24 protein-coding genes are annotated in these 23,116 nt (G+C 46.7%); 13 read left to right on the forward strand and 11 right to left on the reverse strand.

Annotated features, from left to right (window positions below; all coding sequences use genetic code 11):
- The first annotated feature begins 101 nt into the window (after positions 1-101).
- A complete protein-coding gene (slmA, locus tag B5D54_RS12815; RefSeq protein WP_078926952.1) occupies positions 102-692 on the forward strand; it encodes a nucleoid occlusion factor SlmA in 591 nt (196 codons plus the stop codon).
- 5 nt (positions 693-697) lie between these two features.
- The gene (locus B5D54_RS12820) at positions 698-1,645 is read left to right on the forward strand and encodes a Kdo(2)-lipid IV(A) acyltransferase (RefSeq protein WP_078926953.1); all 948 of its coding nucleotides are present in this window, start codon (positions 698-700) and stop codon (positions 1,643-1,645) included.
- A gap of 52 nt (positions 1,646-1,697) precedes the next feature.
- On the opposite strand, the gene pyrE is transcribed toward B5D54_RS12820, so the two are convergent.
- The gene (gene pyrE, locus B5D54_RS12825) at positions 1,698-2,345 is read right to left on the reverse strand and encodes an orotate phosphoribosyltransferase (RefSeq protein WP_078926954.1); all 648 of its coding nucleotides are present in this window, start codon (positions 2,343-2,345) and stop codon (positions 1,698-1,700) included.
- 98 nt (positions 2,346-2,443) lie between these two features.
- Positions 2,444-3,160 (reverse strand): ribonuclease PH, encoded by a 717-nt coding sequence (gene rph, locus B5D54_RS12830; protein WP_078926955.1) that lies wholly within the window; start codon positions 3,158-3,160, stop codon positions 2,444-2,446.
- 161 nt (positions 3,161-3,321) lie between these two features.
- On the opposite strand from rph, the gene B5D54_RS12835 reads away from it, so the two are divergent.
- The 3 genes from B5D54_RS12835 (at position 3,322) to B5D54_RS12845 (ending at position 5,207) form a co-directional block, all read left to right on the forward strand.
- Positions 3,322-4,188, forward strand: a complete 867-nt coding sequence (locus tag B5D54_RS12835) for a YicC/YloC family endoribonuclease (RefSeq protein WP_078926956.1) — start codon at positions 3,322-3,324, stop codon at positions 4,186-4,188.
- Between the two features lie 282 nt (positions 4,189-4,470).
- On the forward strand, positions 4,471-4,788 hold the full coding sequence (locus tag B5D54_RS12840) for a helix-turn-helix domain-containing protein (RefSeq protein ID WP_078926957.1): 318 nt from the start codon (positions 4,471-4,473) through the stop codon (positions 4,786-4,788).
- An 11-nt stretch (positions 4,789-4,799) separates the two neighbouring features.
- Positions 4,800-5,207 carry a HipA N-terminal domain-containing protein gene (locus B5D54_RS12845; protein WP_242004473.1) on the forward strand — a complete coding sequence of 136 codons (408 nt, stop codon included), beginning with the start codon at positions 4,800-4,802 and terminating at the stop codon, positions 5,205-5,207.
- Between the two features lie 29 nt (positions 5,208-5,236).
- Here B5D54_RS12845 and citG read toward each other — a convergent pair whose 3' ends face one another.
- From citG to citC, 6 genes are read right to left on the reverse strand one after another with little or no spacing between them, the layout of a single operon-like run.
- Complete coding sequence (gene citG / locus B5D54_RS12850; RefSeq protein ID WP_078926958.1) at positions 5,237-6,166, reverse strand: triphosphoribosyl-dephospho-CoA synthase CitG; 930 nt, start codon at positions 6,164-6,166, stop codon at positions 5,237-5,239.
- Positions 6,144-6,680, reverse strand: coding sequence for a citrate lyase holo-[acyl-carrier protein] synthase (gene citX / locus B5D54_RS12855; protein ID WP_078926959.1), 537 nt, complete (start codon positions 6,678-6,680; stop codon positions 6,144-6,146). Before citX ends, citG begins: the two co-directional genes overlap by 23 nt.
- Positions 6,677-8,206, reverse strand: coding sequence for a citrate lyase subunit alpha (citF, locus tag B5D54_RS12860; RefSeq protein ID WP_078926960.1), 1,530 nt, complete (start codon positions 8,204-8,206; stop codon positions 6,677-6,679). The genes citX and citF overlap by 4 nt, the downstream gene beginning before the upstream one ends.
- A 10-nt stretch (positions 8,207-8,216) precedes the next feature.
- Complete coding sequence (gene citE / locus B5D54_RS12865; protein WP_078926961.1) at positions 8,217-9,092, reverse strand: citrate (pro-3S)-lyase subunit beta; 876 nt, start codon at positions 9,090-9,092, stop codon at positions 8,217-8,219.
- Positions 9,089-9,385, reverse strand: a complete 297-nt coding sequence (citD, locus tag B5D54_RS12870; protein ID WP_078926962.1) for a citrate lyase acyl carrier protein — start codon at positions 9,383-9,385, stop codon at positions 9,089-9,091. The genes citE and citD overlap by 4 nt, the downstream gene beginning before the upstream one ends.
- A gap of 51 nt (positions 9,386-9,436) precedes the next feature.
- Positions 9,437-10,492 carry a [citrate (pro-3S)-lyase] ligase gene (gene citC, locus B5D54_RS12875; protein WP_078926963.1) on the reverse strand — a complete coding sequence of 352 codons (1,056 nt, stop codon included), beginning with the start codon at positions 10,490-10,492 and terminating at the stop codon, positions 9,437-9,439.
- A gap of 275 nt (positions 10,493-10,767) precedes the next feature.
- On the opposite strand from citC, the gene citS reads away from it, so the two are divergent.
- From citS to B5D54_RS12905, 6 genes are all read left to right on the forward strand, one after another.
- Complete coding sequence (gene citS / locus B5D54_RS12880) at positions 10,768-12,114, forward strand: citrate/sodium symporter CitS (RefSeq protein ID WP_078926964.1); 1,347 nt, start codon at positions 10,768-10,770, stop codon at positions 12,112-12,114.
- A 20-nt stretch (positions 12,115-12,134) separates the two neighbouring features.
- The gene (locus B5D54_RS12885; RefSeq protein ID WP_078926965.1) at positions 12,135-12,467 is read left to right on the forward strand and encodes an OadG family protein; all 333 of its coding nucleotides are present in this window, start codon (positions 12,135-12,137) and stop codon (positions 12,465-12,467) included.
- Between the two features lie 17 nt (positions 12,468-12,484).
- Complete coding sequence (gene oadA / locus B5D54_RS12890) at positions 12,485-14,299, forward strand: sodium-extruding oxaloacetate decarboxylase subunit alpha (RefSeq protein ID WP_078926966.1); 1,815 nt, start codon at positions 12,485-12,487, stop codon at positions 14,297-14,299.
- Positions 14,300-14,314: 15 nt separating this feature from the next.
- On the forward strand, positions 14,315-15,616 hold the full coding sequence (locus B5D54_RS12895) for a sodium ion-translocating decarboxylase subunit beta (RefSeq protein WP_078926967.1): 1,302 nt from the start codon (positions 14,315-14,317) through the stop codon (positions 15,614-15,616).
- A gap of 70 nt (positions 15,617-15,686) precedes the next feature.
- A complete protein-coding gene (locus tag B5D54_RS12900) occupies positions 15,687-17,384 on the forward strand; it encodes an ATP-binding protein (RefSeq protein ID WP_115174039.1) in 1,698 nt (565 codons plus the stop codon).
- Positions 17,385-17,396: 12 nt separating this feature from the next.
- Positions 17,397-18,095: a response regulator gene (locus tag B5D54_RS12905; RefSeq protein WP_078926968.1), complete on the forward strand. Its 699-nt coding sequence runs from the start codon at positions 17,397-17,399 to the stop codon at positions 18,093-18,095.
- 7 nt (positions 18,096-18,102) lie between these two features.
- Here B5D54_RS12905 and B5D54_RS12910 read toward each other — a convergent pair whose 3' ends face one another.
- Entirely contained in the window at positions 18,103-18,375 is a 273-nt protein-coding gene (locus B5D54_RS12910; RefSeq protein ID WP_078926969.1) for a hypothetical protein, read from the reverse strand.
- A gap of 312 nt (positions 18,376-18,687) precedes the next feature.
- Positions 18,688-19,869 (reverse strand): SPOR domain-containing protein, encoded by a 1,182-nt coding sequence (locus tag B5D54_RS12915; protein ID WP_078926970.1) that lies wholly within the window; start codon positions 19,867-19,869, stop codon positions 18,688-18,690.
- 283 nt (positions 19,870-20,152) lie between these two features.
- Between B5D54_RS12915 and B5D54_RS12920 the strand changes: the two genes are divergently transcribed.
- Both B5D54_RS12920 and B5D54_RS12925 read left to right on the forward strand, forming a co-directional pair.
- Positions 20,153-21,478: a metal-dependent hydrolase family protein gene (locus B5D54_RS12920; RefSeq protein ID WP_238124473.1), complete on the forward strand. Its 1,326-nt coding sequence runs from the start codon at positions 20,153-20,155 to the stop codon at positions 21,476-21,478.
- A gap of 126 nt (positions 21,479-21,604) precedes the next feature.
- Positions 21,605-22,093, forward strand: a complete 489-nt coding sequence (locus B5D54_RS12925; RefSeq protein ID WP_078926972.1) for a TIGR00645 family protein — start codon at positions 21,605-21,607, stop codon at positions 22,091-22,093.
- A 45-nt stretch (positions 22,094-22,138) separates the two neighbouring features.
- Here the strand turns inward: B5D54_RS12925 and murQ are convergent, their stop codons facing one another.
- Complete coding sequence (gene murQ / locus B5D54_RS12930; protein WP_078926980.1) at positions 22,139-23,047, reverse strand: N-acetylmuramic acid 6-phosphate etherase; 909 nt, start codon at positions 23,045-23,047, stop codon at positions 22,139-22,141.
- Positions 23,048-23,116: the final 69 nt, after the last annotated feature.

The following is a 23,116-nucleotide window of genomic DNA, read 5'->3' on the forward strand; positions in this document are numbered from 1 at the left end:
CTAAAGTATTCAGTGACGTCACGAGCGAAAGAGCTTTCCCCGTGTTAAACGTCACTCATTGAGACTCACCCATATCAGTGGTAATAAAAGGAAAACGGGTTATGGCCGGTAGTAAGAAAACCAATCGACGTGAAGAAATTCTCCAAGCCCTTGCGCAAATGCTTGAGTCTCATGAAGGGGCTTCACGCATTACTACCGCCAAGCTGGCAAAACAAGTCGGCGTATCGGAAGCGGCGCTCTATCGCCACTTTCCAAGCAAAGCACGGATGTTTGAGGGGTTAATTGAGTTTATTGAAGAGTCTTTAATGTCACGCATTAACCGAATTCTGGATGAGGAAAAAGATACACTGAACCGCCTTCGCCTCGTCATGCAGTTAATTCTGGCTTTTTCTGAACGTAACCCCGGCTTGACTCGAATTCTATCAGGTCATGCGTTAATGTTTGAAAATGAACGGCTGCGTGAACGAATCAACCAGTTGTATGAGCGGATCGAAACCTCATTACGACAAATTTTACGTGAACGAAAACTGCGTGAAGGAAAAGCATTTCCTGTTGATGAGAGCATACTTGCCGCTCAGTTACTTGGCCAAGTGGAAGGCAGTTTAAACCGTTTTGTTCGTTCCGATTTTAAATATCTGCCCACCGCCAACTTTGACGAATATTGGGCGCTACTAAGTGCACAAATTAAGTAACCATCATGAGTAAACAGAAATACGGAAAACCCGCGTTTTCATTTTCCCTCCTCCACCCTAAATATTGGGGAGTGTGGGTTGGTTTTGGATTTTTAGCCCTTGTGGTCAACCTTCTTCCTTATCCCGTATTATTGAAGATAGGCCGAAGTTTAGGCCAATTTGCGATGCGTTTTGGTAAAAAGCGAGTACGCGTAGCGCAACGTAACCTTGAGCTCGCTTTTCCTGACATGAGCCAAGTTGAGATCGAACAGTTTGTTGTCGAGAATTTTAAAAATACGGGTGCTGCATTAATCGAAACGGGCATTACATGGTTTTGGCCAACTTGGCGCTTTAAGCGGATCTTAGAAGATAAAGATACTTCAGTCATACGCCAACATTCAGCACAAGGTAAAGGGGTACTGCTGTGCTGCGTGCATGCGCTGAATCTAGAAATTACCGCACGTGCTTTTGCGGTTCTAGGCTTGCCAGGCTATGGTGCTTATCGCCCGCATAATAATCCGGCCTACGATTTTATTCAGTATCGCGGGCGAACTCGTGATGGTAATCAATTGATTGATCGAAAAGATTTGAAAACCATGTTGCGTTCTTTGCGTAAAGGGGAGCGTTTGTTCTACCTTCCCGATCATGACTATGGGCGTAACAAGTCGGTCTTTGTACCCTTTTTTGCCGTAGACAATGCCTGTACAACCACAGGGACCAGTATTTTGGCTTACACCAGCCAATGTGCCATTGTTATGGGATCTGGGTTTCGTAACCTGCAAGGTAAATATGAGATCATGGCCGATCTTTCCGTTGAGGAAAACTACCCACAAAAAGATGAAACAGCAGCCGCTGCTTATATGAATCAGTATGTGGAGCAAATTATCTTACGAGCACCCGAGCAATGGATGTGGCTGCATAAGCGCTTTAAAACCTTGCCCGATCCTGATTTAAAAAACTCACGTTATCAATAAACTGCACACAAATAAGAGAGGCTCGATATTCCCTATCGAGCCTCTCAAGTGTTTAAGCATTCACTCCATATTGAGCGCGATACGCTTTCACCGCGTCAAGATGATCAGAGTTGGTTCCCTGCTCTTGCAGATAAGTCACTAAATCCGTCAAGCTGATGATAGACACGATCGAGCAGCCAAAATCCCGCTCGACTTCCTGAATCGCAGATAACTCACCTTTGCCTTTCTCTTGACGATCAATCGCCACCAACACTCCGGCTAAATCCGCTCCATTCGCTTGGATAATTTCCATCGACTCACGAATAGCCGTCCCCGCCGTGATCACATCATCCACCAACATAATACGCCCTTGTAATGGGCTACCCACTAAGTTCCCCCCTTCACCATGATCTTTCGCTTCTTTGCGATTGAAACAATAAGGGGTATCGACATCATGGTGATCCGCCAACGCAACCGCCGTTGTCGTCGCAATAGGAATGCCTTTATAAGCGGGGCCAAATAACACATCATAGTGAATACCAGAATCCACCAAAGCCGCCGCGTAAAAACGTCCTAACCGAGCCAGATCTCGGCCAGTATTAAATAAGCCAGCGTTAAAGAAATAAGGGCTTTTACGGCCTGATTTCAAAGTAAACTCACCAAATTTCAAAACTTCCTTTTCTAATGCAAACTCAATAAATTCACGCTGGTACGCTTTCATGACTCTCTCTCAATGTTTATCCGTCGATATCCGTAATTAGGAGCAAAACCTAGTTACCTACAAAAAAATAGCTTCCTAAAGGGGAAGCTATGGAATCTTTAATTTTCTAACGCCGCTTTTTGCGCGGCGACAATTTCGCTAATGCCAATTTTTGCCGAAGCTAACAATGCCAACAGTTGTTCATGACTGAACGGTTCACCTTCTGCGGTACCCTGAATTTCAATCATCTTGCCTTCTTCGGTCATCACTACATTCATGTCGGTATCGGCAGCAGAGTCTTCTACATACTCTAAATCACAAAGTACTTCGTCACCTAAAATTCCAACCGAAACGGCCGCAACATGGCCTTTCATCGGATTCTTTTTCAATTTCCCTTGAGCCACAAGGTGAGCAAACGCATCAGCCATAGCGACACTCGCACCAGAAATGGAAGCAGTACGAGTTCCCCCATCGGCTTGAATAACATCACAGTCGACCGTGATCATAATTTCACCCATAGCCGCTAAATCCACGACAGCACGCAGGCTACGCGCAATCAAACGCTGAATCTCCATGGTACGACCACCTTGCTTCCCATTTGCCGCTTCACGGCGAGTACGAGAATGCGTGGCGCGAGGTAACATGCCATATTCCGCAGTAACCCAACCTTTACCTTGGCCTTTTAACCAACGAGGCACATTTTCTTCCACCGTCGCATTACACAATACTTTGGTATTACCGAATTCAACGAGTACTGAACCTTCAGCATACGCCGTATAATTACGAGTGATTTTAATTGGGCGAACTTGATCTGCAGCACGGTCATTTGGACGCATGGATGAATGCCTTTTTAGGGTGAATAGAATTGGGACCGGATTATAACGGAATCGAGATAAAGATCCTAGGTCAGCCCCTAGGCGTTAGGATCCTAAAATTCTAATTCTGTGATAGCATGATTCTATTGCGCTAAAAAGCCGACTAACTTAAGGATATGGTAATGATTTACAGCATGACAGCCTATGCACGCAAAGAACTAAAAGGCGAATGGGGCACCGCCGTATGGGAAATTCGCTCCGTTAACCAGCGTTATTTAGAAACCTATTTTCGCTTACCCGAGCAGTTTCGTAGCCTAGAACCCGTTCTTCGTGAGCGCTTTCGCCAGCGTTTGGCTCGCGGTAAAGTCGAGTGTCACTTACGCTATGAATCCAGTGCTGCGGCTCATAACCAACTTATCATTAATGAAGCGCTCGCAGATCAAGTGATTAAAGCCGCCAATCAAGTCATGCATATGACGGGTGAGCTCAGCCGTATTAACCCATTCCAAGTGATGCAATGGCCGGGCGTAATGGAAACCCCTGAGCAAGATATGGATAGCATCAATAAAGCGTTACTGGAAGGTTTTGATGAAGCGCTCAGCGACTTTATTGAAGCTCGTGGCCGTGAAGGCGATAATATGAAAGCCCTAATCGAACAGCGTTTGAGCGCGATTGGGGAGGAAGTGGTTAAAGTTCGAGCTCGTATGCCAGAAATTCTTCAATGGCAACGTGAGCGTCTGTTTAGCAAATTTGAAGACGCGAAAGTGGAACTTGATGCCACCCGCGTAGAACAAGAGCTCATTCTTCTCGCGCAAAAATCCGATGTCGCAGAAGAGCTGGATCGCCTCGACTCTCATATCAAAGAAACTCGTAATGTGCTTAAAAAAGGGGGCGCATGTGGCCGCAAGTTAGACTTTATGATGCAAGAGTTTAACCGCGAATCGAATACCCTTGCCTCAAAATCTATCAGCACCGACATCACCGCCTCTGGCGTAGAACTTAAAGTGTTGATTGAGCAGATGAGAGAGCAGATCCAAAATATAGAATAGATTCCCCTCCACTCCACACACTTCCACAAAGCCCTTATTTATAAGGGCTTTGTTATTTTTACCATCGATTCGAATCCCCGCATCTTCACGATGGAAAAACTTTTCAGCTAATGGAGTATCTCCATAGATTGCGCTTAGACTTGAAAAAACTCATATGGAAAGCTGAACAACCCATTCCCACTGTCGTTTTGCAGCAAGTGTTTAAAGTTTTGGGGTAAGCATCCTATCGAAAAAGAAACTATAGTTTCACAAAATCATACTTAATGAAAATTTAGTGTCACTATGACAAGTCAAAATGTTAAAGCTAAACGTACTGCGGTTATCTTCCCCAAGACTCAGGCCGTCTTAAATACGTTAGGGGAAAATATAACGTTAGCAATAAAGCGACGTGGAATAACTCAAGATATGATGCACAACAGAACTGGCATATCTAAGCCCACACTACGAAAAATAGCCAAAGGAGATCCATCCGTATCTCTCGGGCACTATGTTAATGTACTTTCAGTTCTCGGTTTATTGGATGACATCGCCAAAGTCGCCTTTGATGATGAGTTAGGAAGAAAGCTCCAAGACATTGAATTACTAAAGAAAAAGCGATAAGAGTCTTACATATGGAAATCTACGTTTACGCTGATTGGATTGAATCAACAGACCCTATGCACGTCGGTGTATTACGCTCTTCTGAAATCAGAGGAAAAGAGCATTTCAGTTTTAGCTACGATGAAGAGTGGTTAACCTCCGACTATGTACGTCAAATTGCCCCATCTCTACAACTATATATTGGAGAGCAACATGCGGAAGACGATAGAAATTTCAAAGTATTTTTAGACTCTTGTCCAGACCGATGGGATCGTCTCTTAATGCAACGGAGAGAGGCTGTGTTCGCTCGAAACGAAAAACGGCGCGCTCGTAAATTATTTGAAAGCGACTATCTTTTAGGGGTGCATGATTCATTTCGAATGGGAGCTCTACGCTTTCGCACATCCAAAGATGGTGTTTTCTTAGATAATAAAAAATAAACACTCCACGAGCAGATCCAATTCATCCATTACATTTTAAACAATTGTACTAACTCATTGACTAACCAAGTCGCCGCTAATAAATCAGCACTACCACCGGGACTGAGGTCTTTTTCAATCAATGCATTATCGAGTACTGAGAGTGCTTGTTCAATTTCTTGATATAAAAAGCCACCTTTGGCGAGTAGTTGCTGGGCTTGATCTTGCACAAAACGCAACCCTTCTAAGCCACCGCGAGCAGCGAGGTTGCTGTCGTTATTATTGGCCATCAATACCAATAAGGCATGCCATAGAGCTTGTTCGGTACTGGCACCTTGGGTTAAACAGGCTTGGTAGGCTGGCAGCGCGTGCCGCATCACCATAGCAAGGCCAGATGCGGCTTCCCCACGAGCACCGGTTAAACCGTATTGTCGATAAATCCGCTCACCTGCGGTTTCAGGTTCTCGCTTCACTTTTAACTCATCGATAACCAAAAACTGGCACGCTTGGCGAATGGTTTCGCCAATATGCTGCGCATCAATTTTGAGTTGATTAGCTTTGAGCCATCCCACCGAGCCGCAAATGAGCCCCAAGATAAAAATCATCCCTTTGTGGGTATTCACCCCTTGTGTGGCCGCAAACATGGCTTGCTCAGCTTCTATACCAATCGGGCGCAAGGCCGTCAGCAACTGAGCGGCGGGATTTCCCGCACATTCCCAACCGACACTGACAAAAGACTGTAGATAAGGCGCAATCGCCTCAGCACTTAAGATAAAAGTGTTGAGATCCATATCGCGGTGCGCACCATTATTGACGGTATCCACCAAGCCCGGCTTTGGGGTGAGATGCACCTCTAACATCATGGCGTGATAGGCCAGATGCCCCACTAAGCGGGGCAAGCTGAAAGTTTTCGCGCTACCTGCGCAAGGAGCTTGGCTAGGTAGTTCGAACAGAAGATCAAGCGCAGCAGGAATAGTCATGAACCATCTCCTCGATTTTATCTCGCAAAGCTTCCACACTGTGTTGCCGTGAGCGAGCACAGATCACCGCATCACGCTCACACAGCAGGCAGCGTCGTCTTGCCAACTGAGCACCTTGGCGTGAGATAATGTGTCCATCGACATCAAGCACATCCAGATCCATCAGTCGCCCTAGCGGGTGCTCACGTTCAATCTTCATCATGGCTTTTTTCAATATGCTAGCTGATGGAGCTTGAATCACCACAAAGGCTTCTGGTCCGGTTTTTTCCACCAACAACTGACAAGCCACTTGCTGCCAGCCCGCTTGCTGACACAGCGCTTGAATAGCTCGCATACCCGCATCCATCACGGTTTGGCTGGCTAGGCTCAGTTTCACCGCACCCGGCATGTTAACCGTGAAAGAAACCAGAGGCAGTGAATGGCGTTTTAGCCACTCGCCTTGTTGCCGAACCCGCACTTCTTTACGCAGAAGTAGCTGGTCGAGACTGACTGAAAGATCCGGATGGTGACTCATAGGCTTTTTACCTGCTTGATAACATCAATGATCGAACCGTCACGGTAGTGAACGAAAGCAACGGTTTTGTCTGTAAATTGCAACGGCTGGGGTTTGCCAGTCAGCAACTCGGCGCGCTGCTGCAAAGCTTCAATCTCAACAACCGGCAGTTGCGCCGCGATGAAACGCGCTTTCAATTCAGGGCGATTGGGATTCACCGCGATACCTTGATCCGTCACCAACACATCGATGGTGGATCCTGGGGTGATGACGTTGGTGACTTTCTCAACCACAGTCGGGATCCGGCCACGCACCAAAGGCGCCACAATGATGGATAAGTTTGCCGCCGCCGCCGTGTCACAGTGACCGCCGGATGCGCCGCGAATCACCCCATCAGAGCCTGTGATGACGTTGACGTTAAACTGGGTATCAATTTCCAGCGCACTGAGGATTACCACATCTAGCCTATCCACTGCCGCCCCTTTCGAACTTGGGTTGGCGTACTCGTTAGCGGAAATTTCCAGATGATGCGGATTGCGCGCTAACGAGCCCGCTGCCACCGAATCAAAACATTGCACATCGAGTAAATAATCAATCAGCCCCTGCTCATGCATTTCCACCATAGTTGCGGTAATCCCCCCGAGGGAGAAGGAAGCGCGAATGTCTTGGCGCAGCATTTTCTCTTTCAAAAAGCGCGCAACTGCGAGCGATGCGCCGCCCGAGCCGGTTTGCATCGAAAAACCATCATTGAAATAACCTGAATGCTCAATAACGTCTACGGCGTGCTTGGCAATCAATAACTCACGTGGGTTGGTGGTCATGCGTGTGGAATCACCACCGATTTTGCTTGGATCGCCCACTTCTGCCACTTGCACAACCGCATCAACCCTGTCTTGAGTAATGGACGAAGGGAAATTCGGAAAACTGACGATGGCTTCAGTCAGCATCACCACTTTCTCGGCGTGTTCGGCATCGACTTTGGCATAACCAAGTGAGCCGCAATTGGATTTGCCTTTAAAGCCGTTGGCGTTACCAAATTCATCACAGCAAGGTACGCCAATAAACGCCATGTCGATGTACAGCTCACCACTTTGAATGAGATGCACACGACCACCGTGGGAGTGAATATGCACTGGCTCATCAAGCAGGCCGTGAGAAATACTGTCGGCCAAAGCACCGCGGATCCCCGAGGTGTAAATTTTGCTTACCACACCATTTTTGATGTGTTCAATCAACGGTGAATGGCAAGACGTGAGCGAGCTTGAGGCGAGCGTGAGGTTTTTAATGCCCAATTCGGCAATCACGTCCATCACTAGATTGACGGTTTTATCCCCGCCACGAAACGCATGGTGGAACGAGATAGTCATACCATCTTTTAAGCCAAGATCAACAATCGCTTCGCGGATCGAGCTTTTCACTTTGCGACTTTTTTTGGCTTGCTCATCGTGCAGATGCGGCGTGATCGCGTGCGCTTGGGTGTAAGGCGTCAACGCGTAGCGTTCCACTTCCAGCACAGACAGAGGGTTATTTAATGTATTAATACTCATGAGATGACCTTTAGTGTTTGATGCCGGATTCAGCACGTTGTAGTGTCCAACGTGCGCGTTCGATAATGGGTCCATCGACCATTTTGCCGTTAAGGGAAACCACGCCCAGCCCTTTCGCCGCGGCTTCTTCGGCGGCTTCGATGACTGCGATGGCGTGATCGACCTCTTTTTGGGTTGGGGCAAACACGTTGTGCAGCAGGTCAATCTGGCGCGGGTTAATCAGTGACTTGCCATCAAAGCCAAGCTGCTTGATGTGCTCCGCCTCACGCAAAAATCCCTCTTCGTTGTTGGCATCGGAATAGACGGTATCAAACGCCATGATCCCGGCAGCACGCGCCGCTTGCAGAATGGAGCAGCGTGCAAACAGCAGCTCAATCCCTTCCGCTGAACGCTGCGTGCGCAGATCGCGCACATAGTCTTCCGCACCAAGCGCAATGCCAATCAGACGACGAGAGCTAAAGGCTATCTCAACCGCGTTGTTAATGCCTTGTGCGGTTTCAATCGCGGCCAACATCCGCGTGCTGCCCACATCACGTCCGCATTCGCGTTCGATCTGCTCGATGACTTTTTCCATCTCAATCACATCGTTCGCGTTATCGGTTTTCGGCAGACGCACCACTTTGGCTCCACCGCGCACCACGGCATTAAGGTCTTTGATGCCGAATTCAGAATCGAGCGGATTGACCCGCACCACGGTTTCCATCTCTTGATACATAGGGTGTTGCAGCGCATGAAAGACCAACATCCGCGCCGTATCTTTTTCACGCAGCGCGACCGAATCCTCCAAATCGAACATGATAGAGTCGGGTTGATAGATAAAGGTATTGCTGAGCATGGCGGCATTCGCGCCCGGCACAAATAACATACTGCGACGAAGTTTGGTCATAATAGTTGGCTCCACTCAATGTTCTGAACATCACAAGCGCGCATGACCGCCGCCTGTATGCGTGCGCGGATCACACAATCCAACGCACCTTTGTCTTCGATAGTGACCAGCGCATCGTGCACTTGCATCGTTTCGAGGGTGTGCAGCACGACCTGACGAATCGCATGACCAAATTGCTGCTCGACGGTACTGTCTAACACCAGTTCAATACCGCCATCGTTGTTGGGTTCAATCCGAACCTGAAGATCACTAGATTCCAGTGTTCCCGCGAAGGCGGGATGGGCAATTCTCATGGGTACAACCTTATTAATGAGTTATTGGATAAAACAATGTCAGCATCGCGCTCATACCGCTAACCGTTGTGGGGCGGTCTGTAGGGCATGTTCCACATAGTGCTGACAAAGGTAGGAATAGGTCGTTTTAGGCACTAAATCTGCAATCGCGGCAACATCAAATTGGTTGAGCAAGTAACGCACACGTGAAGCTGAAATCGGCAGAGCGGCTTGTTGGCTACGTTCAATTTCCACCACAGTGATCGGTGCGCTTAAATCCGGCTCTTCTTCTAGCCAACGGCGCATCGCTTGATTGTAGTGGCGTGTGACGGTACAAATCGGCTCACTGCCGACAAAGCGGTGAGTGATGCCCAGTGCAGGAGCTATCGAATGACGGAAAATGCTTAAATCCAGCGCGGTATGAGATTGATTTACGACTTGTTGATCTTTAATAAAATAACTAGGAAAAGTTGCACGTGAAATAATATAATCCGAACCAGAATGAATGGTTAAATTCAATAAATGTTTACTGCCTGCCTTAATCATGGCCAGACGGTCAGCATAAGAAAAATACTTATTCTCTGCTTTTACAACAAATAAGTGTACCCAATCACATTGTTCACACGCTTGTTCAATTAAATATTGATGACCTAAAGTAAACGGATTGGCATTCATCACAATGCTGCCAATTTTACAACCCGACATTTTTAATAGTTGCAACTGCTTGCAATAAAACGAAAGACGATTGGGGCTGTTTTCCAGTAAAGCAATATGCGGTTCGACTTTATCAACCAAGAAAAACCCACACTGCCGGAATAAATCGATATTGGCAGGCTTCGTGAATAGAAATAGTGAAAACCGCTCCATCTCATACGCGAAATTGGTTAATTCGGTCATCAATTTGAGCGCAAAACCTGTGCCTTGCAGCGTGGGAGAAACCGCAATCGATTTCAATACATGCCCAGCAATACCACCACAAGCGATGATTTGGTTTGCGCCGTAGGCCACCACAAAATGTTCCACATCTTCATCTACCGAGAGCTGGTGTTGGCAAAGGAACTCTTTGATCGGCAATAGCTTGGCTTTATTCTTGGTTGAAACTCGAGAGAAGGTATAAATATCCACCATGTTCGGCTTCCTCACCTATTTTGTCTGGCTTTATTATCTAAATTCAGCCGAAAGGTTTAATGAGGGCAATCACTTTATTTCCCGCCGTTAACGCTCTTTATGGTTTTAATGAATTTAATTATTATCTCTTTGATTTTATATACTATTTAAAATTTAAATCATAAAAACCATTGAGATTTTAAAAGCCACTGGTTTGGATGACGATATTCACAATTATTACGGAGTTATTTATTTAATGTAGTAAATGTCTTAATAACCTCATTGGACATGGAAATATGAACGAAAAGACCCTATATTTAGATAAAAAGTCCGCAATACTAGGTGGATTGAATCTAAGCCAAATAAAAATATTTGGCACACCACTCCCTTTATTTTTATTTTTACTGGTCACCGTATTAGCAGCTCATTTTACTAACACTTTACCTAGCGGTCTGGTCGGTGGCTTTGCTTTTATGTTTGTCGTTGGTGCCATATTTGGTGAAGTCGGCAAACGCCTACCTATTTTTAATAAGTACATCGGCGGCGCACCGGTGATGATTTTCTTGGTTGCGGCTTGGTTCGTGCACATGGGCTGGCTCAGTGACCGGGAAATCAAAACCGTGACCGAAGTGATGGATAAAAGCAAGTTCTTAGATCTGTTCATCGCTGTGCTGATCACTGGCTCTATTCTGGCGGTCAACCGTAAACTGCTGATCCGCTCTCTGGCAGGTTACATTCCGACCATTCTGGCCGCTGTTGCAGGTGCTGCTGTATTTGGTATCGCCATCGGTCTGGTATTTGGTATCACACCCGATCGCATCATGATGCTGTATGTGCTCCCCATCGTGGGCGGTGGTAATGGTGCGGGTGCGATTCCGCTTTCCGAGATCTATGAGACCGTCACAGGTGGCTCCAAAGAGCAATACTACTCGGTTGCTATCGCTATCCTCACCATTGCTAATATTGTGGCGATTGTCGCGGCAGCGGCGCTCAACATCATAGGCGAGAAAATCCCCTCCTTAACAGGAAATGGGGAATTGGTACGCCGTTCAACACTAGACGCCAGTGAAGAAGCTAAAAACCTGACGGTGACTCACCGTGAAATTGCCATTGGTTTAATGCTAGCAGCCTGTGTATACACCTTCTCTTATGCGCTATCAAAAGAAATTCTGCCCGGCTTTGGCTCCATCCAAATTCACACCTTTGCCTACATGGTGGTAATTATCGCCATCCTCAACGCTGCGGGTTTGTGTAGTGATGAAATCAAAGAGGGCGCGAAACGTCTGTCTAATTTCTTCTCAAAACAGATGCTGTGGCTACTGATGGTTGGCGTCGGTATTGCTTACACCGATCTGGCGGAAATCATCAATGCCTTAACCTTTGCTAACGTTATCATCGCCACGGTTATTGTACTCGGTACAATTTTTGGTGCAGCGTTAGGCGGTTGGGCAATGGGCTTCTACCCTATTGAATCTTCTATTACTGCTGGTCTGTGCATGGCTAATCGTGGCGGGTCCGGTGACCTTGAAGTGCTAGCAGCCTCTAACCGTATGAGCCTGCTCTCTTATGCACAAATCTCGTCCCGTCTGGGGGGAGGCATTGTACTGGTTATCGCCAGCATCGTATTCGGTATGTTTGTTTAATCCTTGCTCCTTAGGATGATTTGGCGCGCCTAGCGCGCCTCTTTTTTCCCCGATTTTCAACCCTGTTTTTATCACTGGAAGTGACTATGCCATCAACCTCACTTTTCTTCGAAGGAATTAACTTACTGACGCTTGGGATGGGCTTTGTGTTCATCTTCCTGATTTTTTTAGTCTTGGCGACTCGTACCCTATCGTACTTGATCGTGCGTTTTGCACCGTCGGAAACACCGACCCAAACGGCCCATAAGAAAGCCACCACCAATAAGGCGAAACCTAACCAAAATCAAGGTGAGTTGCTCGCGGTGCTCACCGCCGCTGTCCATCACCATAAAACACAACAAAAACTGTCTTAGTGAAGGAGAAATCACAAATGACTCAGGCGATTAAACGCGTAGGTGTAACCGATGTCGTATTACGCGATGCTCACCAATCTCTTTTTGCCACCCGTTTACGGATTGACGACATGTTACCGATTGCGCAGCAATTAGATCAGATCGGTTATTGGTCTTTAGAATGCTGGGGAGGCGCAACCTTTGATAGCTGTATCCGATTTTTAGGTGAAGACCCATGGCAACGCCTACGTTTGCTCAAACAAGCCATACCTAATACCCCACTGCAAATGTTGCTGCGCGGGCAAAACCTACTCGGCTATCGCCACTATGCTGATGACGTGGTGGAAACTTTTGTCGAGCGCGCAGTGAAAAACGGCATGGATGTATTTCGTGTATTCGATGCGATGAACGATGTCCGCAATATGCAACAAGCGCTGCAAGCGGTGAAAAAAATGGGCGCACATGCCCAAGGTACGCTCTGTTACACCACCAGCCCAGTACACAACTTACAAACTTGGGTTGACATAGCGCAGCAACTGGCGGAGCTTGGTGTCGATTCGATTGCCCTGAAAGATATGGCCGGCATTTTGACCCCGTATGCCGCCGAAGAGTTAGTTTCAACCCTGAAAAAACAGGTCGATGTAGCATTGCATCTGCACTGCCACTCCACCGCGGGTCTTGCCGATATGACCTTACTTAAAGCGATTGAAGCGGGCGTTGATCGGGTTGATACCGCGATCTCCAGTATGAGTGGCACTTATGGTCATCCGGCGACCGAATCTTTGGTTGCCACCCTACAAGGGACTGGCTACGACACCGGGTTGGATATTACCAAACTCGAACATATCGCAGCCTATTTCCGCGATGTACGTAAAAAATACCATGCCTTTGAAGGCATGATGAAAGGCAGTGATGCGCGTATTTTGGTCGCACAAGTCCCCGGTGGCATGCTGACCAATATGGAAAGCCAACTCAAACAACAAAACGCGCTAGATAAACTCGATTTAGTGCTCGAAGAGATCCCACGTGTACGTGAGGAACTCGGCTTTTTGCCCCTAGTCACCCCGACATCACAAATCGTTGGTACCCAAGCGGTGATCAACGTGGTGATGGGAGAGCGTTACAAAACCATCACCAAAGAAACCAGCGGAGTGCTCAAAGGCGAATATGGCAAAACACCTGCCCCAGTCAACGCAGCACTGCAAGTTCGGGTATTGGCGGGGGCAGAGCCCATCACCTGTCGTCCTGCCGATTTAATCGCAGCCGAAATGCCAACTTTGCAAGACAGCGTATTGCAGCAAGCCAAGGAGCAACATATCACACTCGCCGACAATGCAATTGACGATGTGCTGACGATTGCGTTGTTTGATCAGGTAGGCTGGAAGTTTCTCGCCAATCGCCATAACCCAAATGCATTTGAGCCGATACCACAAGTAGCGAAGATCAATGGCATATCTAAGAAAACATCAACGGGAAAAACGCACACACAGCCAGAAAAAAGTAAATTTGTAGAAAGTAATGGGGTGTATACCATTACGGTCAACAACCAAAGCTATGTGGTGAAAGTGGATGAAGGTGGTGACCTAACACACGTTGCGCCCGCACCAGCCAATACTCCTCCAGTAGCAAGAATAACCGAAGGTGAAAACCTTGCAGCGCCCCTTTCTGGCAATATCTGGAAAATTCATGCGACGGCGGGTGATGAAGTGGCTGAAGGTGATGTGCTACTGATCCTTGAGGCGATGAAAATGGAAACTGAAATCCGTGCGCCACGCGCAGGAGTGATCAGTGCCATTGAAGTCAATGAAGGCGATGCGGTGCAAGTGGGCGACGCATTGTTGATGCTGGCGTAATCAGGGATAAAAATCATGGAAAATGTTTTAGCTATGGTGCGTGATTTTGGCCTATTCCATCTCCAGTGGGGGCAAGCCATTATGATCCTTGTTGGGTTGGTGCTGCTCTATCTGGCTATTTTTAAACGCTTTGAGCCTTTACTACTGGTCCCTATCGGTTTTGGTGGCATTTTATCTAACCTGCCTGATGCAGGCCTTGCCATGTCCGCGGTAGAAAATGCCTTATATGCTGCCAAACCGGAAGTGATGGTGGCTTTTTCTGATGTACTTCAGCTCAGTTCATCCATCCCAAGCGACATTAAACAGGCATTAAGTGGAGCAACACCACAGCAGATAACCGCGCTACACTTGCTTGCGGATCAGTACCAATACAGCGATGGTATGCTCTATCTTTTTTATAGTCTCGCTATCGCTTCCGGAATCGGTCCTCTACTTATTTTTATGGGCGTTGGGGCAATGACGGATTTTGGCCCTCTGCTCGCTAACCCCAAAACCCTGCTGCTTGGAGCGGCGGCTCAGTTTGGTATTTTCACCACGGTACTGGGCGCATTGGCGTTAAGCAGTTTGGGCATAATGGATTTTAGCGTAGCGCAAGCGGCAGCGATTGGCATCATTGGTGGTGCCGATGGCCCAACCGCCATTTACGTATCCAGTTTGTTGGCACCAGAACTCTTAGGAGCGATTGCCGTCGCAGCATATTCTTATATGGCCTTAGTCCCTATGGTTCAACCCCCCATCATGCGTGCATTAACTACCGCAGAAGAGCGCAAAATTCAGATGCAACAACTGCGTCCAGTGCATAAATTAGAGAAAATAGGCTTTCCACTGCTGCTACTGATACTCATTGCGCTTTTGTTACCTTCTGCCACACCACTATTAGGTATGTTCTGCTTTGGTAACTTGATGCGTGAATGTGGTGTGGTGGAGCGTTTATCCGACACGGCGCAAAACGCCCTCATCAACATCGTGACCATTTTCCTTGGTTTGTCAGTCGGTTCCAAACTCATGGCGGATAAATTTCTCCAGTCACAGACCATCGGTATTTTAGTACTGGGTATCGTTGCTTTTTGTGTTGGTACTGCTGCTGGAGTATTGATGGCCAAGCTGATCAATCGCTTCTCAACGACCAAACTCAATCCACTGATTGGTTCGGCAGGTGTTTCTGCCGTGCCGATGGCGGCGCGAGTTTCCAATAAAGTCGGGCTAGAAGCTAACGCACAAAACTTTTTGTTGATGCACGCGATGGGGCCTAACGTGGCCGGAGTAATTGGATCGGCGGTAGCAGCAGGGGTAATGATCAAATACGTGATGGGCTAAACAGGATTGATTGGGGTTTCTTAGACTCCAATCAATAAGCCTCATTGATAGCAAGGATAGACTCGCCAGCATGAAAATATCACTCGCCCATTTTTTACACACCAAGGTCTGCCAGACTCTTTCATTCCAACAAAGGGTCGGCGCACTGTTGGTTGCGATGGTCGTGATCCAGCTTTTGCTGGTGGCCGCTTTCTTTCATCAAACATTAAGCGAAATTCTGCAAGATCAGATAAATACCAAGGCGCTAATCCAAGCTCGTGAGATTGCAACCGATCCCAATTTAATTGCACTAATCCAACAACATCGCTTTTCTGAAATACAAACGAAAATCGATCGCCTACAACGCATTTCTGACGCCAACTTTATTGTGATTGGCGATGCGAATGGCATTCGTATTGCTCACCCGGATGAGAAAAAAAATGGTTTGCCCATGCAAGGTGGTGACAGCCGTCGTGCTTTACAAGAGGGCGAATATTACACCTCCACCCAAAAAGGCAGCCTAGGTTGGGCGATTCGAGGCAAAGCCGCCATTGTCACGCCTTCCGGGGAGATCATCGGTGTCGTATCCGTCGGCTATTTGCTCGACCACATTAGCGATTGGCTACATATTTACACCTACCCGATGCTTACCACCATCGTTCTACTGATGCTCATTTCTGGCTTAAGTGCTTGGCTGTTTACCCGTCATATTAAGCAGCAGATGTTCAATATGGAGCCGGAAGAGATCGCTATGAATCTCAACCTACAACAATCTATCTTGCAAAGTGTTTATGAGGGGATCGTTGCTATTAGCTTGAAAGGAGAAATCCTCTCCGTCAATGCGAAAGCACTCAATATACTCGGTATTGCCCACCAACCAAGCCATTTGATCGGGCGTAATGTACAAGAGTTCATCACTCCGATTTGCTTTTTTATGGGGGCAACCCCATTTGGTCAGTTAGCGCAGCAAAACCGTGCCAGCCAGCAAGATGAACTGATCAGCTGTAATGGTGAAACCTTGGTGGCGAACCGTGTGCCAATCAATTCTGGGCAACAGCAAATTGGTTGGGTGGTGAGTTTTCGTCGTCGCAATGACTTTCATACGCTAACTTCCCAACTCACCCAGATCCGTCAGCACAACGATAATCTACGCGTGATGAGTCACGAGTTTGCTAACCGTCTCTCGACCATCGGGGGGTTAATTCAAATCGGCGCGTACGATGAAGCCGTCAAAACCATTCGCCGAGAAACAGAAGAGCAGCAGCAGCTAATCGATTTCATCGCACAAACCTTTCACCCCAAAGTGATCGCTGGGCTACTGCTCGGTAAGTACTGCCGTGCGAAAGAGTTAGGCCTCACCTTAGAGTTCGATCCTATGTCACACCTTCATCGAGAGCCTCAGTGTCTGACCTCGGATGAATTGGCGGCAGTGCTCGGCAATCTGCTGGACAACGCCTTTGAAGCCACATTAAAAAACCCACACAGCAATAAAACCATTTCCCTACTGCTCACTGATAATGGTGAGGAGTTGGTGATCGAAGTGGCGGACAACGGCAATGGCATTCCTGCCGATATCGCCCAGACCTTGTTTCTCAAGGGAGTGAGCAGCAAAAACCAAGCAGGACATGGTATTGGACTTTACCTTGTTCATCAATTTGTCACTCAGGCTCATGGATCAATACTTATCGACAGTGCGGAGCCTCAAGGGACTATTTTTTCTATTTTTATTCCCAATCGACCCAAAACGCTTGCGATGGAAAATAACCCACCACTGGCGGAAAGGGCATAATAAGAGCTGATTATGATGGAATTAATCGATGTATTGATCGTAGAGGATGAAACGAGCATTGCTGATGTGCACAGCTTTTATCTCAAACAGACCACCCGCTTTCGCCCTGTGGGCGTGGCACAAAGTATTAATGAAGCGCGTAACATGGTACGCATTCTCAAACCTAAACTGATTTTTTTGGATAACTACCTACCTGATGGTCTCGGCATTGAGTTTTTAAAGGAGTTAACTCATCAACCACAAGCACCGGATGTCATTTTTATCACCGCCGCTTCCGATATGGAAACGGTACGTGAAGCCGTGCGCTGCGGGGTGTTTGATTACTTGTTAAAACCAATTGCCTATGATCGAGTACAAAATTCGCTAGAACGTTATCTAAAATACATGAGCTCTCTGCGTGCCAATGACAGCGTTAATCAGCGCCATGTCGATGATCTGTTTAATTTTCAGGCTAAAACCGAACCTCTGGATGGCTTACCCAAAGGGATTGATGAGCTCACTTTAATCAAAATCCAAGAAATTTATCACCATCAACCACAAACCGCCTACACTGCGGAGCTGTTAGGGCAAGCGATAGGGATCAGCAAAACCACGGCCAGACGTTATCTTGAATATTGTGTGGCCAGCGGTTTTCTGGAAGCGTGTATTCAACATGGTCGAGTTGGCCGCCCTGAGCGGATTTACCAAAAGCGCCAACCTACCCATAGCTAAGCTGAATTTATAAGGTGTAATGGAAGGGGATCACTTCGGTCGTATCCCCTATTTCCAGCATCCCTTCTAAATTGTTGCTGTGACACTGACAAAGTGGAATCACAAAAACATCGTCTTCATTCTTGTCATGCTTCACCAACACCGCTTGAGACGAAGGTATTAAGCAGTGAATTTCCGCGCAAAAAACCTGACTTTCTCGGCTAAAGTGTTGCCAGTACGCCAACCAATTACGCCGTGCTTCAGCAGAAGCCAAATCTTTAGAAACCTTTCTAACTAACATCGCATCACCTCTGTGGTTATTGAGTCGCTCTATTACAATGGATTTCGACTCGCCTAAGCATGAAGTGATTCAAATTCCTCCATAGAGGAAAAATTCTTATTGGTTTTTATGTGGTTATATACGAATAATTATTGGAAAAGCTTAATGTTAATGGAAAAAATCAGACTACGGGCCATTCAAAAACATCGAATAGTTCGGTTACCCGCCCCCCAATATCATGGTGACTTGCTAATATGTCAGTAGCATCAACATATTAGCGGGGCAACCCTTTTCTGTGCTAACCCCGTTTCCACAAACTGGGCTTTGATCCATTTAACTCTCTTGGACACAGAGAATATTTAATTGGGAGGTGGCTTTCAATGTATTGATATTGCCATTCATAAAGAACCCTTTCTGCCCCTCTCCCCAGTAAGGAAGCTCCACTGGCCATGGATCGTTTTGGATTGCGTCACTGTCTAATAATTGCTGCCATTCCTGTTCTGTGGCAAGGCGCATGTTCAGTATCTGACACATTTGTCGAGCTTCATCATAGCGTAGACGGTTCCATGCTAAGTTATATTCGGTATAGAAAGGGATCGTTTCATCCCAAAAATAAGGCACGATATATTTAGTGCCATTAACGGTAGCACTCACGCCAATCGTTATCTTTTTCTCTTCAACTTGTGGTAAGGCAGCCAGTGGCACTTGACGCAAAAAAGCTTGTCGAAAATCGACATGCTTTTGTATGGCGACAAGTTCCATTTTAGCTTGAACATAGTCAGTATAAGGGCCAACTAAGCAACGGTAAGCTTGGCTCTCTTTATCTTGTTTAAGGTGAATACGGGTAGAAATATACGGATAAAGTTTATTCACATGTGATAAAAAAGTCGGTTTTTTAAATACGCCGCATTGAATCCAGAAAAAAGAGCGCTCGTCCTTGGGGAACTGCTTTTCCCATACTCCCTGACCAATCGGATAATCTTGTTCCAGAACAGGAAAGGTATTGGGTAAAGGTTGGTGAGTTCCGGTATTGCTGTCGCTAATCGTACTCTTCTCTTTTTTATCTTTTTTAACGGCTAGAAAATCGTGCATGGGAACTTCACGTAGAAAAGCTTGTGTGTAATCCGCCAGCTTCTGGATGGATGTCAGCTCTGTTTTAGCGTAGGTATAATCAGTATAAGGACCTATTAAGCAACGGTAAGCTTGGCTCTCTTCATCTTGCTTAAACTGAATACTCGTAGAAATATGCGGATAAAGCTTAGTCACCAGCGATGAAAGAGCTGCTGTTTTAAATACGCCGCATTGAATCCAGAAAAAAGCGCGCTCGTCCTTGGGGAGCTGTTTTCCCCATAGCCCTTTTCCAATGGGGCACTCTTGCTCAAGAAGTGGGAAACTATTCGCTGACGGCTGGGTTGTATCACAGGGAACCTCTTTCGCTTGCACCCCCGACCAGCAGAAAGAAAAAAGAAGCAGCCATACGCTATTTAAACAACCGCTACGAACATTGTTTTGCATAATGATTATTCCCAAGTATTGCTTGCTCTTTGCTGCAAAGCCCCATGCTTTTTTCACAAAAGATATCACCGATGGATTATAAGGTATTTCAACCTATTGTCTGACAAATAGAAGGGGAAAGTAAGATCTTTTATTTCAGACATAAATTGAGCTGAAACAGCCAAATAGACACATTGTTGCATTACCTTTAGCCCATTTTTCGCTACACTTAACCCCTAGGTTACAGCAAACGAATTCTTTATGCTGATCTCGCCAATATCACTGATCATTTCTTTTGGAGCTAATGATGAACAAGTCTCTCCTCCTATTGCTAGGTTCAAGCCTACTAACCTCACCCACTTTTGCCGCTCAATATGTCTTTAAAAATGTGCACATATTCAATGGCACTCAAGCTGAGCTGAGCGCGGCGAAAAATGTCTACATACAAGATCAATACATCAGCAAGATAGAAGATTACTCATCAAACGGCATCACTTCGGGTGATAATCTCATCGTCATTGATGGGCAAGGCAAAACCTTAATGCCTGGGTTAATTGATGCTCATACCCACTTAATGCTTGCTGCATTGCCTCAGCAGACATTAATGCTCGCAGATCAAGGCTTTATCAATATTGTTGCCGCGAAAACCGCGTCTGATATGTTGCAGCGTGGCTATACTAGTGTGCGCGATTTAGGAGGCCCTGTCTTTGGGTTAAAAATGGCGATAGATAAACACATTACTACCGGGCCTCGTATCTGGCCTGCAGGGGCATTTATCTCCCAAACCGGAGGTCACGGTGATTTCCGCTTACCCAATGAAATCATTACCCCAGACAGCAAGAAAACCACCTTCTCGGTGAAAACAGCTACCGCTGCGATTGCCGATAGCCCAGATGAAGTCCGTCAACATACTCGGGAACAACTGGCATTAGGGGCATCACAAATCAAGCTCATGGCGGGCGGCGGCGTCTCTTCTTTTTACGATCCTCTCGATGTGACTCAATACACGACCCAAGAAATTAAAGCCGCAACCGAAGCCGCTGAAAACTGGGGGACGTATGTCACGGTTCATGCTTATACCCCAAGAGCCATTAACCAAGCTCTTGATGCCGGAGTGAAATCGATTGAGCACGGCCAACTTGCCGATGAAAAAACGGCGAAACGAATTGCGAAAGAGGGGGTTTGGTGGAGCTTGCAACCCTTTACGTCAGAGCGAGGCTCAGCCTTTAAAGAAGGATCGGCACAGCGTAATAAACAGATTTTGGTTGAACAAGGCACACAACGCGTCTTTGGCCTAGCAAAGAAATATCGCGCCAAAGTGGCATGGGGAACCGATATTTTATTCAGCGCTGAACGGCTCAATGAGCAAACCAAGCTCCTCACGAAAATGACGGATTGGTACACCCCATTTGAAGTATTAAAAATGGCCACTCATGATAACGCCCAATTATTAATGCTTTCTGGTGAACGTTCACCGTATAAAGGCAAATTAGGTGTGATAGAACAAGGGGCGCTGGCCGATGTATTAATCGTTGATGGTAATCCTTTGCAAGATATATTCCTTTTGGAAGAAACAAAGAACATTCAAGCCATCATGAAAGACGGAAAATTATATAAAAATACGCTCTAATAAAACCCACTCAGTGAGGAGGCCACTCCTCACTCTCTTCTCTTTTTCCATCAATAACGTAGCCAACCCTCTCAGAAACAGAGTAATATCGGCCTACTTTTTCACCGCCTGTTGAATGGAATGTTTATGGAACGAATTATAGAAAAACTGCTTTATGCTTCCCGCTGGCTGATGGCCCCGATTTACTTAGGGTTAAGCTTTATCCTTATCGCCCTTGGTATCAAGTTCTTTCAAGAAGTTGTCCATCTATTACCCAATATTTTTTCGATTAAAGAAGTGGACTTGATTCTGATCACCCTATCTTTAATTGATATTTCTTTGGTGGGTGGCTTGATCGTGATGGTGATGTTCTCGGGTTATGAAAATTTTGTCTCTCGCCTTGATGTCGATGAGCACGATGACAAATTAGGTTGGTTGGGCAAGTTGGATGCAGGTTCACTCAAAAATAAAGTGGCAGCGTCTATCGTGGCAATTTCCTCCATTCACTTACTTAAAGTGTTTATGAACACGGAAAATATCGCCAATGACAAAATAAAATGGTATTTGTTGCTGCACATTACCTTTGTGTTGTCCGCCTTTATCATGGGCTATCTCGATAAGATCACTAAAAAGTAGGCGCAGTAACTCATGCCCTGTTGAGGTTCTCCAGCAGGGTTTCAGCTACGATAAACTCGCTTGCAAAGCTTGACGTAGGAACCCATGATGCTCATCCAACCGTGCACGAGCTTGGTTTGCATTAAGCTGAGCGAGAATCATCAAAATGGCGGTTTTACAGTGCCGCTGGCATGCCTGTAACGCCTGCTCTGCCTCTTCTTCACTACAACCAGTGGCTTCCACTACAATATAGGTTTGCCTTTTAATCAACTTGGCATTGGTGGCTTCCACATCCACCATTAAATTGCCAAACACCTTACCACTGCGGATCATGGCCCCGCTGGTGAGCATATTTAAAATCAATTTTTGCGCCGTGCCCGCTTTCATTCTCGATGAACCGGTCACCACTTCTGGGCCAACCACCGGCGTAATCGCAATATCTGCTACCTGTTCCATCAAACTGTTTGGGTTGCAGGCAATCGCAACCACGGTAGCTCCCAGTGCTTTCGCATACGCCATTCCACCCAGAACATACGGCGTTCGCCCACTGGCCGCAATTCCGACCACCACATCGTTATCAGTCAGGTTCAACGACTGGAGATCGGCTTTTCCCAATGCGGAATTATCTTCTGCATTTTCTACCGCTTTTAATATTGCCGGATGCCCTCCCGCAATCAGCCCCACCACTAAATCTGGAGACGAGCCATAGGTGGGAGGACATTCGCTGGCATCTAAAATACCCAGCCGACCTGAAGTCCCCGCGCCCATATAGATCAAGCGCCCACCCGACTGAAATGCCGTGCTGATAGCATCAACCGCTCGAGCCACTTGCGGTAAGGTTTTTTCTACTGCAAGGGCTACTTTTTGATCTTCTTGGTTGATGACTCGTAACATATCCAAGGTGGATAAGGTATCAATCTCCGCACTGGCAGGATTACGGCTTTCGGTAATCCATTGGGTTAAATCCATCTTCATCATTGACCTATCATCAAAGCAGGGTAAGCGCTCCCAAGCGGCGCATTCCGGCAAACTATAGCAATATTT

This window comes from Vibrio cincinnatiensis DSM 19608 (assembly GCF_900167345.1).
In the GTDB taxonomy this organism is placed as follows: domain Bacteria; phylum Pseudomonadota; class Gammaproteobacteria; order Enterobacterales; family Vibrionaceae; genus Vibrio; species Vibrio cincinnatiensis.